Origin of the sequence: Acinetobacter sp. RRD8 (genome assembly GCF_031844225.1) — a bacterium.
In the GTDB taxonomy this organism is placed as follows: domain Bacteria; phylum Pseudomonadota; class Gammaproteobacteria; order Pseudomonadales; family Moraxellaceae; genus Acinetobacter.
The window spans coordinates 125,478-137,560 of sequence record NZ_JAUZUU010000004.1 but is presented as its reverse complement, the minus strand read 5'-3'; the positions used below and the strand labels follow the sequence as shown (position 1 = coordinate 137,560).

11 protein-coding genes are annotated in these 12,083 nt (G+C 44.0%); 2 read left to right on the top strand and 9 right to left on the bottom strand.

The window, feature by feature from the left end:
- Positions 1–17: 17 nt before the first annotated feature.
- The 5 genes from Q9R24_RS06230 to pheA form a co-directional block, all read right to left on the bottom strand.
- Positions 18–560, bottom strand: coding sequence for a GNAT family N-acetyltransferase (locus tag Q9R24_RS06230; protein ID WP_311203916.1), 543 nt, complete (start codon positions 558–560; stop codon positions 18–20).
- Positions 548–910, bottom strand: coding sequence for a hypothetical protein (locus Q9R24_RS06225; RefSeq protein ID WP_071851704.1), 363 nt, complete (start codon positions 908–910; stop codon positions 548–550). The genes Q9R24_RS06230 and Q9R24_RS06225 overlap by 13 nt, the downstream gene beginning before the upstream one ends.
- 99 nt (positions 911–1,009) lie before the next feature.
- The gene (locus Q9R24_RS06220; protein WP_311203917.1) at positions 1,010–3,256 is read right to left on the bottom strand and encodes a bifunctional prephenate dehydrogenase/3-phosphoshikimate 1-carboxyvinyltransferase; all 2,247 of its coding nucleotides are present in this window, start codon (positions 3,254–3,256) and stop codon (positions 1,010–1,012) included.
- A gap of 3 nt (positions 3,257–3,259) precedes the next feature.
- A complete protein-coding gene (gene hisC, locus Q9R24_RS06215; RefSeq protein ID WP_311203918.1) occupies positions 3,260–4,351 on the bottom strand; it encodes a histidinol-phosphate transaminase in 1,092 nt (363 codons plus the stop codon).
- A gap of 66 nt (positions 4,352–4,417) precedes the next feature.
- Positions 4,418–5,527 carry a prephenate dehydratase gene (gene pheA / locus Q9R24_RS06210; RefSeq protein WP_004645570.1) on the bottom strand — a complete coding sequence of 370 codons (1,110 nt, stop codon included), beginning with the start codon at positions 5,525–5,527 and terminating at the stop codon, positions 4,418–4,420.
- A gap of 488 nt (positions 5,528–6,015) precedes the next feature.
- On the opposite strand from pheA, the gene Q9R24_RS06205 reads away from it, so the two are divergent.
- Positions 6,016–6,534: a DJ-1/PfpI family protein gene (locus Q9R24_RS06205; protein WP_180086137.1), complete on the top strand. Its 519-nt coding sequence runs from the start codon at positions 6,016–6,018 to the stop codon at positions 6,532–6,534.
- An 84-nt stretch (positions 6,535–6,618) separates the two neighbouring features.
- On the opposite strand, the gene Q9R24_RS06200 is transcribed toward Q9R24_RS06205, so the two are convergent.
- Both Q9R24_RS06200 and Q9R24_RS06195 read right to left on the bottom strand, forming a co-directional pair.
- Positions 6,619–7,761: an acyl-CoA dehydrogenase family protein gene (locus tag Q9R24_RS06200; protein ID WP_311203919.1), complete on the bottom strand. Its 1,143-nt coding sequence runs from the start codon at positions 7,759–7,761 to the stop codon at positions 6,619–6,621.
- Positions 7,762–7,920: 159 nt separating this feature from the next.
- Positions 7,921–9,264, bottom strand: a complete 1,344-nt coding sequence (locus tag Q9R24_RS06195) for a dicarboxylate/amino acid:cation symporter (RefSeq protein WP_195725817.1) — start codon at positions 9,262–9,264, stop codon at positions 7,921–7,923.
- 409 nt (positions 9,265–9,673) lie between these two features.
- Between Q9R24_RS06195 and Q9R24_RS06190 the strand changes: the two genes are divergently transcribed.
- Positions 9,674–10,675, top strand: coding sequence for a glycosyl transferase family protein (locus tag Q9R24_RS06190; protein WP_311203920.1), 1,002 nt, complete (start codon positions 9,674–9,676; stop codon positions 10,673–10,675).
- Positions 10,676–10,757: 82 nt separating this feature from the next.
- On the opposite strand, the gene Q9R24_RS06185 is transcribed toward Q9R24_RS06190, so the two are convergent.
- Both Q9R24_RS06185 and Q9R24_RS06180 read right to left on the bottom strand, forming a co-directional pair.
- A complete protein-coding gene (locus tag Q9R24_RS06185; RefSeq protein ID WP_004278992.1) occupies positions 10,758–11,030 on the bottom strand; it encodes a YeaC family protein in 273 nt (90 codons plus the stop codon).
- A 3-nt stretch (positions 11,031–11,033) separates the two neighbouring features.
- The gene (locus Q9R24_RS06180; RefSeq protein ID WP_004645573.1) at positions 11,034–11,972 is read right to left on the bottom strand and encodes an NAD(+) kinase; all 939 of its coding nucleotides are present in this window, start codon (positions 11,970–11,972) and stop codon (positions 11,034–11,036) included.
- Between the last annotated feature and the right edge of the window lie 111 nt (positions 11,973–12,083).

Below are 12,083 nucleotides of genomic sequence, written 5' to 3'. Positions count from 1 at the left end.
GATGATGGGTTTTTTTATTAAAAGACAAAATCTTCTGCAAAAATTTCATACATCACAGCCCGATATTTAGGCTTATCGATGTAACGGATAATTTTTCCGACCAAGCGTTCTGCAATTTTACGGCTAGCCCAGTTTTCTTCTGCTACCGGGTAGCTTAAGACTTGAATCCCTAGTGTATTGAAAGCATAGGCCACAACACAATGCACTGCCTCATGTCCATAATGATGACCATGTGCAGTTTCACGAATCCAGATACCAACTTCAGGTATTTCATCATAAAGTCGATGCAAACCACATAGTCCAATAAATTCTTGTGTTTCAATATGACGGATCACAAATACATATTCTTTATGATCGGTCATATTTTCCAGCCAATTTTGCCAGACTGTTGCAAATCCCTGTTCAGATTGTGGTGGGTCCCACGCCATAAAACGTGTCAAACTCGGCGTAATTGAAGCATAAGCTTCTTCGGCATCGGCTGATTTAAAACAATTCAGGATCAAGCGTTGACTTTGCAGTGTAGGCAAAGCTGATTGATTCTGTTGAATTAGCTCTTCCATTCAAACTCGCTAAAGCTTTCCTGCTCTTTTAGAGAGGTTTCCACTGCTTGTGCAAGCTGATTAAGCAAACTTCTTTCAGTGATACGATCCAGCCAGTCCTGCTCTTCTTCAGGATATGAGGCAATTTCACAGACCAGATGCCCTTGTTCATCTCTGGTTTCGCAACTCACCGATAAAGGCAGCGCATGTTCTTCCACGCTGACAGCAACCTGAGCTCCACTTTGGCTTAAGGTCTGAAAACCGTATTTGCCTAATTTTTCAGCAAGTAAATGTGCTACATATTCCTGGGTTTCTTGACCATCCCGTGGTGTTTGGCTCTGGGTATTGGCCATGAATTTTAATTTTCGCATCGCTACTTCCAAATGGCTTTTTTCTTATATGGGTTTAGCATAAGCAATATAAACAAAACAGCCAAGCAAAAGCTTGGCTGTTTCACATAATTTTAAAAATTATTCTGACACTTGAATTGGCAATCCTGCGATTGAGGTCAATTCCGTGAAGGTCGGGAAACTGGTTGCGACCGTTTCAGTACCGACAATCTTGATCTGCTCCGAATTACGCAAACCGGCAATCGAAAAACTCATCGCGATACGGTGATCATGATGTGATTCAATTTCACCACCGCTAAAGATTGGCGACCAGTCACCGGACTTACCCTTACCTTCAATGATGATGCCATCTTCAGTTGGGGTACAGTCGATGCCCATGGTTTGAAGACCATCTGCCATGACCTGAATACGATCCGATTCCTTCACGCGAAGCTCGGCAGCGCCGGTCAGAATCGTCTGACCTTCAGCACATGCAGCTGCAATGAATAACGCCGGGAATTCATCAATTGCCAATGGCACCTGATCTTCCGGCATATGAATACCTTTTAAGGTACGTGTACCACGAATACGAATATCTGCAATCGGTTCACCGCCCGCAATACGCTCGTTTTCAACTGTAATGTCCGCACCCATTTGCTTGAGGATTTCAATCACACCAGTACGGGTCGGATTAATGCCTACCGCTTCAAGGGTCACATCCGAGTTTTCAGTAATGGCCGCACCGACCATAAAGAAAGCAGCAGAAGAAATATCTGAAGGCACCTGAATATTGGTTCCAACCAGCTTTCCGCCACCTTGCAGTGAAATTCGGTTGCCTTCTGTTTTCACTTCATAACCAAATGCACGCAGCATACGTTCAGTATGGTCGCGGGTTGGTTCAGGTTCAGTCACCGAAGTTTCACCTTCCGCCCACAGGCCTGCAAGTAAAATACCTGATTTCACCTGAGCAGAAGCCATTGGCAAATCGTACTGAATCCCTTTAAGGTTTAGATTACCGGTAATGGATACAGGTGGTGTACCGCGTTCACCTGTGGTCTGAATTTGCGCGCCCATTTCACGTAAAGGCTTGGCAATACGCTCCATTGGACGTTTAGACAATGACGCATCCCCTGTCATCACTGAATCAAATTTCTGTGCTGCTAGCATACCCGACAGCAAACGCATTGAAGTGCCTGAGTTGCCCATATAAATGGCAGACTGCGGCGCTTTTAAGCCTTGCATGCCAACACCATGAATGGTGACTTCACCATTTTTAGGGCCTTCAATGCTCACACCCATATCACGGAAAGCTTGCAGTGTCGCTAGAGCATCCTCACCTTCCAAAAAGCCGGTCACATGTGTGGTACCTTCTGCAATCGCACCAAACATGATCGAGCGATGTGACACAGATTTGTCACCTGGCACGGTAAATTTACCCTGAAATTTCTTGGCACCCGGCTGAATGGTAAATTGTTGTGTCACTTTATTTTTCTCCATGAAAGGTTTCTTGGCGAGCATATGGTTGAAATGCTGGCGAGCTGCCTGCGCATGACCCAATAAGCCCATCAATGCGTGGGAATCTTCATCTTCAATCAATTTGCGAATAATCGCGAGCTGCTGTTCAAAGCCATCAACAGCATTCAGAACTGCTTTTTTGTTGGCAAAAAAGATGTCATGCCACATTTGTGGATCGCTGGCGGCAATTCGCGAGAAATCCCGGAAGCCACCGGCAGCATAACGAAATATATCTAAATTGTCTTCACGCTTGGCCAGTTGCTCAACCAGGTTAAAGGCCATGAGATGCGGAAGATGACTGGTATGCGCTAGCACTTCATCGTGCTTGTCCACATCCATGCAAATCACTTCGGCTTTGGCCGCTTGCCACAGTTGAATCAGCTTCTCCACGGCCCAATCGCTACTGCTTGGCAGTGGCGTCAAAATTACCTTGTGATTGGCAAATAGATCGATTTTTCCTGCATGTACACCGGTATGCTCTGCACCTGCAATCGGATGACCCGGCACAAAACCTGCTGGAAGCTGGTCACCAAAGACCGCTTTAGCCGCATCGACCACATTACCTTTGGTACTTCCCACATCAGTAATAATGACATTTTCCGTCAAATACGGCTGAATCAGCTCAAGTACTTTTTGTGTGGCACGTACCGGCAAAGCCAGAACAATCAGATCTGCACCTTTGACTGCATCTACAGGATCGGCATAGCCTTCAGAAATCAGACCAAGTGCCTTGGCATCTTCCAAAGTCTTGGACGAACGTGTCGATGCCACAATGTCATTGGCCAAATGCTCGGCTTGAATGACACGCGCCAGACTTGAACCAATCAGTCCAAGCCCGATAAATGCAACTTTTTCAAACAATGGCTGCGACATGAATTAAGCTTTTGCCTCTAAACCCAATACTGTAGCAAGCGCGCTTAAGAATTTCGCGTTTTCTGCTTCAGTACCAATCGATACACGAATGTGGCTGGAAATACCGACCGGACGTACAATCACCCCTTGTTTCAGCAAACCATTGAAGGTTGCTGCGGGGTCTGCCTGTACATCAACCAGAATAAAGTTAGCACGAGAAGGCACATAGTCCAGACCCAAAGCCTTAAAACCTGCTTCAAGTTGCGCCATACCGGCTTTATTCACTTCACGAGAACGCGCGATAAAATCTTCATCTTTCAGTGCAGCCACCGCAGCCACCATCGCAAGATGGTTGACATTAAATGGTTGACGAATACGGTTCAGGTAATCTGTCACTTCAACTGAAGCCAGAGCAAAACCAACACGTAGTGCAGCCAAACCATAACACTTCGACAAAGTACGGCTAACGATCAGGTTTGGATATTGCGCAAGGAATTTCAAGCTGTTGAAGTTTTCCGGGAAATATTCCACATAGGCTTCATCCAGAACCACGATGACATTAGCAGGAACTTTTTGCATGAAAGCTTCAAATTCAGCTTCTTCGAACCAGGTTCCCGTCGGATTATTCGGGTTTGCAATGAAAACGAGTTTGGTGTTGTCCTGAATGGCAGCCGCCATTGCTTCCAAGTCATGCGAGAAGCCTTTAGCTGGTACTTCAATCGCTTGCGCATTAATGGCTTGAGTTACCAATGCATAAACCGCAAAAGCATGCTGGCTATACACCACCGAATCATTTTCTGAAACGATTGCACGGGCAAACATTTCCAGTAAGTCGTTTGAACCATTCCCCAAGGTAATCTGATCATGATTAAAACCAAACTGGGTTTTGATCTGATCTTTCAGGATAAAACCACCACCATCTGGATAACGGCCAATTTCAGCAATTTCCGCAGCGACCGCTTCTTTGACTTTATCTGAACAACCCAGCGGGTTTTCATTTGAAGCCAGTTTGACGATATCAGTAAGACCCAACTCGCGCTCAAGTTCACTGATCGGCTTACCCGGTTGATATGGCTTTAATTTTGAGATGCCTGAATTAGCTGGAACAAACGACATTTTAGACTTCCAATTTTAAATATAAAACAGTGGTCAGCACCCTCGCCCTGACCACGGATAGCTGACTTAAAGTACAGCTGCAGGATATGAACCGAGTACGCGAACTTCTTTGACCAAAGGACGAATTTCTTCAATGGCTGCTTTCACGTGTTCCTGCTCAATATGGCCTTCAAGATCAATGAAGAACACATAAGCCCATTTTTCAGGAAGTGCAGGCCGGGTTTCAATACTGGTCAGGCTGATATTGTGCTTGGCAAACGGCGCCAGAATTTCCAGCAAAGCTCCGGCACGATCATGCGCTGAGATTAGTAATGAAGTCTTGTCATTACCACTTTGCGGCACTTTTTCACGACCAATCACCAGGAAGCGTGTGGTATTTTCCGGATTGTCCTCGATATTGCTATGCATGATTTCGAGGTCATAGATACTCGCGGCAATTTCAGAAGCAATTGCAGCAGAATGCCATTCATTACGAATACGGCGTGCTGCTTCCGCATTGGAACTTAAAGCGACACGTTCCACACCTGGATAATGCGCATCCAGCCACTTACGGCATTGTGCCAAAGTCTGCTGATGCGCATAAATCTGTTTGATGCTGTCTTTACGGGTATTTTCAGAAATCAGGAACTGATGGTGAATCGGTAATTCAACTTCGCCAATCACATTCAGGTTCGATGTTTTAAAACAGTCCAAAGTATGGTTGACCACGCCTTCAGAGGAATTTTCTACCGGCACCAGACCATAATGGGCACTGCCTGCTTCCACGTCACGGAAAACTTCATCAATGGTCGGTAAAGGACGAACCACAGCATCATGACCAAAGTGCTTGAGTACCGCAGAATGGGTATAAGTCCCGACTGGTCCAAGGAAAGCAATGCTTTGCGGAGCTTCGAGTGCCAGACAGGCCGACATGATTTCACGGAACAGACGTGCCATGGTGGTATCAGACAATGGCCCTTCATTACGTTCCATGACATTACGCAAAACCTGAGCTTCACGTTCTGGACGGTAAAACAGCGGATTCTCTTCTGAGGCAAATTTTGCTTTTGCCACTGCTTCAGCCAAACGTGCCCGACGGTTAATCAATTGCTGAATTTGCTGATCAACAGAATCGATATCTTCACGAATTTTTGCCAAATCAAGAGAAGTCGTGGTGTTTTGATCGTCGTTGATCATTGTTCTGTCGCCCTTCATAAACCTTATCTGTTCAGTATAACAATAGTGAGCTTTCAAATGTTACGCAATATGGCATTGGTAGATTAAGTCTTAAAAACATACAGTTGATTTTAACCGTTTATCGCTTTTAGTCATATCTGGTAACATTTACTTCAGCTTTTCTACTTGATTTACATTATTAAATTGTAAACTTTGCCTGTCCATATTAACTGATTTTAAGGAAGATGAAATATCACTATTTCTTAATCTATATAGCGGTTTTAAACATAAGAAAATTAAAATAATTTCTTTTCAAACATCATTTTTGAACCATTCATATCTAAGATAGATTTCACAATAAAATGCACACTCTGCAATCCCATTTTTATCGACTTCTCTTTGATTTCACTTATTTTTTTACATTAAATCACTACTCAATTACAAAGCAGAGACGATTTTTTAACCAATCATAGATAGTCTAACTTAAAACAAGCGTTTGGGTGTCAGTCATGCCAAAAAGAATAGCTGTACTTTTGACGAATAATTTTGAAGATCAGGAATATCTTGAACCCGTTGCAGCCTTGCTGGAAGCAAAGCATAGCATCTGTAATATTGAGTTTAATGCAGGAAAAGTGGTCTATGGTCTGCATGGCTGTTCTGCAGTGACGATTGACCGGGACATCGAACAAATCAGTATTGATGATTTTGATGCCTTGCTGATTCCTGGCGGTGAATCTGCAGTTTCTTTATCTACCGATCTCCGGGTGCTTCAATTTATCCAGGCTTTTAACCAGGCCAAGAAAACCATCTTTAGTTTATGTGATGCATCATTATTACTGTGTGAAGCAGATGTGCTGAAAAATCGAATTATTACCAGTATTCGCGCGCATGCCAGTCGCGTACAACGTGCCGGTGGAACGTATTATGATGCAGAACTGGTGAATGACAATAATCAGTTGATTTCATCGCGCCTACCCAATGATTTACCCATTTTTATTCATGAATGTTTGGATGTTTTAAAATCATAAAGTCTTAAAAAATATTTCCCATCTTGGCCATGTTCTTCCCTATAAAAAAGAGTCCTTCGGGACTCTTTTTTTATGAGTGAGCTATTAACGTCCTAACAGACCACGTGCCACTATCTCTTTCATGATTTCATTAGTACCACCATAAATCCGCTGAATCCGCGCATCAACGAAGAAACGTGAAATTGGATATTCAGTCATATAGCCATAACCCCCAAATAATTGCAGGAGATTGTCCGCGATTTTCATCTGCATATCGGTAGAAAAACTTTTCAATGCCGCTGCAGTTTCTACATCCAGCTTCCCTTGCATATAAAGCTCAAGATTCTGGTTATAAAATGCTGCAGTTGCCAATTCATCAATTTTCGCTTGCGCCAACACAAAACGAGTATTCTGGAATTGACCGATCGCCTGACCAAAAGCCTGACGCTCTTTCACATATTGTGTGGTCACATCGATCGAGCCACGAATGGCGCCTAGAGCGGTGGCAGCGATGGCGGTACGCTCACGTGGCAATTCCTGCATCAGGTAAGCAAATCCCTGTCCCGGCTGACCCAGTAATTGGTCCTTTGGCACTTTAACATTGTCGAAGAACAGTTCAGACGTATCCTGAGCATGCAGACCAATCTTGTCCAGATTAGTGCCTTTTTTAAAGCCTTCCAGATGGGTATCGACCAGCAGCAATGAAACGCCTTTAGCTCGGGCTTGAGGATCGGTTTTGACCGCAAGCACTACCAAGTCAGCATGCTGACCATTGGAAATGAAGGTTTTTGAGCCATTTAACAGATAATATTCATCCTGCAAGATGGCACTAGTACGCATGGCTTGCAAATCTGAACCTGCACCTGGCTCGGTCATGCCAATCGCACCGACCACTTCACCGGTGGCCATTTTTGGTAACCAGTATTTTTTCTGTTCTTCAGTACCAATATGCAGGATATACGGTGCTGCAATATCGGAATGACAAGACAGACCTGTGGCAATGGCACTGTATCCGGCACGTGCAGATTCTTCGATCAGCATCAAGGAATAATCGGTCGGCACCCCATAGCCACCATATTCTTCTGGAACATCGACACACAAGAAGCCATTTTCACCGAGTGCATTCCAGACTGAACGCGGCATCAGACCTTCACGTTCCCACTGGTCGTAGTACGGTGCGACATGTTCGTTCATAAAGCGTTTAAAATTATCGCGGAATAATTCTAGATCGGCATCGTAGGCAAGCATTCTATTGTCCTTGTTGTTTATCATTTTAGTTTCCTTTTCACAGACTATCGACTTTCCTGCTCCCTGTCATGTGCCGGCATTCATCTTTTTACTAACTTCACAGTCAATAAAAAAGGGAAGCCGAAGCTTCCCTTTTAGACATGAAAGACAGACTCAAAATTAGTGAGCGTTATTGCCTTCTTGTGCCATTTTTTCGTCAATTTCTGCAGGATTTGCTAAAGCATAGTTCAGCTTGTCCATATCTAACTGGCCCACCCATTTCGCAACCACTAAAGTCGCCAAAGAGTTACCGACCAGATTGGTCAAGGCACGAGCTTCAGACATGAAACGATCGATACCGAGAATCAATGCCAGACCTGCAACAGGAATATTCCCTACAGCAGCCAAAGTTGCCGCCATCACAATAAAGCCTGAACCAGTCACGCCTGCCGCACCCTTAGATGAGATCAGAAGTACCAGAAGCAGGGTAATTTGATGAGACAAGTCAAGTTGCGTATTGGTTGCTTGCGCAATAAAGATTGCAGCCATCGTCAAGTAAATCGACGTACCATCCAGGTTAAATGAATAACCAGTTGGAATCACCAGACCTACCACCGACTTCTCTGCACCGGCAAGTTCCAGTTTCTTCAACATACGTGGCAGTACTGATTCTGAAGATGACGTCCCTAGTACAATCAGAAGTTCTTCGCGAATCAGGCGGATCATCTTCATGATGCTGAACCCTGCGAAACGCGCAATTGAGCCCAATACGATGAAAATAAACAGTACGCAGGTAACATAGAAACAAATGATCAACTGTGCCAGCTGAGCAAGAGAACCAATACCATATTTACCAATTGTAAACGCCATTGCACCAAATGCACCAATTGGAGCAAGTTTCATCACCATGTTCACGATGTTGAAAAACACATGTGAAATCTGGTCGATGAGTTTCAGGACTGGCTTGCCTTGATCACCTAGCTTATGCAGTGCAAAACCAAAGATGATCGCGAACAATAGAACTTGCAGGATTTCGCCTTCTGCAAATGCGCCCACAACCGTATTTGGAATGATGTTCATCAGGAAGTCGATAGTCGATTGTGACTCACCTGAAGCGACATATTTACTGATGCCACTGGTATCCAGTGAAGCAGGATCAACGTTCATGCCCACACCAGGCTTCACGATGTTAATCACGACCAGACCGATGACCAAAGCAATCGTGGATACGATCTCGAAGTAAAGTAAAGCCACACCACCAGTTTTACCGACTGATTTCATGCTTTCCATACCTGCAATACCGCTGACCACGGTACAGAAAATTACAGGTGCGATAATCATTTTAATCAGACGGATAAATGCATCACCAAGCGGTTTAAGCTGTTCGCCCAAGCCAGGGACATGCTGTTCTACGCCATTGATAATTTGCGTACCACTAGGCGAAAAATGCCCGACCAGAATACCTGCGATAATGGCCACAATCACTTGAAAATACAGTGACTTATAAATTGGTTGTTTCGCCATAATAAATCTACTTGAACGATATCAAAAATAAGAAAGACCATTTTGAGAAATATACTGACCTCTTCATCCCTTCTCAGGATGAACCGGATCAAGTCTCAAAAGGCTCAAGAGAATGTTCAAAAATGATAATCAGCCATGCATTGAATCTGACACTCAAGTATCAGACCAAAGTATTAAATGGGGGAAAGAGATTAAGAAAAATTAAACAGACTCTAAAAATTGCCTAAATTTTACCGAATCTTCAGACTAAATGTGCATAACTTATTATGCGCTTGTTTATGTTTTAACCAGAATGGATTAGACATTAGTCGATAATCAGATTTAACTGATTGTTTTACGTATACTGAAAGGTTTATGGATTTTCATCCTCTCCCTTGACATTAATATTTTCTGCAAGCTGTAAAAAGTTATGAATACCAAAAGAAATATTTATAAAGATTTCGAACATCCCTTTGCCCAATATGTACGCATTGTGGGTAAAGGGAAAAATGGCGCCCGCTCTCTCAGCTATGATGAAGCCTATCAAGCCTTCAGTATGATTTTGAAAAATGAAGTGCTGGATGTGCAGTTAGGTGCATTCTTGATGTTATTGCGGGTCAAGGAAGAATCTGTAGATGAGTTGGCCGGTTTTGTACAGGCGACACGTGACCAGCTGAGTTTCAAAAAACTGGATGTCGATCTGGACTGGTCGTCCTATGCGGGCAAGCGCAAACATTATCCATGGTTTATTCTGGCAGCGCTGACGCTGGCCAAGCATGGTTATAATATTGTGATGCATGGTGCCTCCGGTCATACCATGAACCGCGTTTACACCGAACAGGTGCTGACTTACTTAGGCTATCCAATCTGTCAAAATGATGCTGAGGTTGAACAGCAGCTTCATCAACAGCATTTTGCCTATATCCCGCTAGAAGTAATTTCTCCAATTCTTGCGGACTTGATTGCACTGCGTAATGTTATGGGCTTACGCTCCCCGATTCATACCCTTGCGCGTCTGATCAATCCATTTAATGCCAAAGCGACCCTACAAGCGATTTTCCATCCAGCGTATCGTGGTTCGCACCAGCAAGCGGCTTTCCGCTTAGGCTATAAAAATAGTGCCGTGATTAAAGGTGAAGGTGGCGAATTTGAGCGTAATCCGGATGCCAAAACGCTTATCTGTGGCATTAAAGATGGTGAACTGTATGAGCATGAACTGCCAAAGCTCACTGACAACCGCAGTCCAATTGAAGAAGAACTGGATCTGGCGCTATTTAAGGCTGTCTGGGATGGTCAGCAAAGCCATGAATATGGCGAGATTGCAGTGATAGAAACTATGGGCATTGCGCTATATACCATGGGCGTGTGTGACAGCTTCGAAGCTGCGATGCAAAAAGCCAAAATCTTATGGGCGAATCGCCACACGGTTTAATCTTGTGCAAAAGAAAAAAGCATTGTTCAGTGAATGAACAATGCTTTTTTTAATTGTATTGCTATTGGCTGGGAATTAAGCCTTAAACAAAACGAATCGGCTTGAATTCAGGTTCATTCTTGTGATGATCATCATCACACTCTTCACCCTCTTCTTTAGTACCGCGATCGATATAACCGCTGCGCTCATTTTCAGGCAGGTTTTTCATTTCCCACGCATACACTGCCTGCATACAGGTCTGACGCTGTTCTGGTGTCAAGGCTACACCGTTTGGCCACTTTCCAATTTCGACTGCTGTTCTTAGGCGTTCAACAATCTCAGGATTGAGTACGGCAAGCATTTGTTCAATATTCATGATTTAATCCTGCTTAAAATAATCAAAGTCCTGATTCCACCCCAATTTGGTTCGACAGGCATTATAAAAGTCATAACCCGGTGGATGCAGAAGATTCAGTTTAAAGGGATGCTTGCGAATATGGACGCTATCGCCCACATTCAAAGACACACTGTGTTGTCCATCCGCACTGACCATCGGCAGTACGCGATTTTCACGAATCAATAATTTAATTTCACTATGTCCACCGACCACAATCGGGCGTGAAGACAAGGTATGGGGATGCATCGGTACCAAGGCAATCGCATCCATACTTGGATGTACAATCGGGCCCCCACCAGAAAGCGCATAAGCCGTAGAACCAGTCGGCGTAGAGACTATCAGGCCATCGCTGTGCTGACGATAGACATATTGTCCATCAATATTCAGTTCAAAATCGATCATATGTACCGATTTCCCTGAATGTAGCACCACATCATTTAGAGCAATGGCATCGTAAATCACTTCACCTTTGGAGCGAATTTCGACTTCGAGTAAAAAGCGTCGCTCAGTCTGAAAGTCACCCTTTAATACCTGATCCAGCTTGAATATCACTTCAGTCGGCTTGATATCCGTTAAAAAACCCAGACGACCACGGTTAACCCCGATCACCGGGGTATTGTACTTGACCAAGGCGCGTGCTGCATGTAATAGCGAGCCGTCACCGCCCACGACAATCACCAGATCCACCACCTCACCCAATAAGGCACGACTGACGGTTTGGGTATTTTGATAGGGAACAAGTTCAGCTGTCGCTGCATCAAAAACTGGGTGTAGGCCTAAATTGAGAAGATGATCGTGAATAAGGCATAAGGTTTCAACCACCGACGATTTATCAGGACGTCCTATTAACCCGATATTTCGAAAGGTCTTATGGGAAATTTGCACCAGTGTCGTCGCTCCGCTACGAATCCTGCTTATCATAACATTAAGCTATACCTGGATGACAATTTATAACAGTGCTTCATAGGTAGGAAATTATTTGAAATATATTCGAATTAAGGAGAAATTGTGGGGTTTCATTTTAATTTTAAG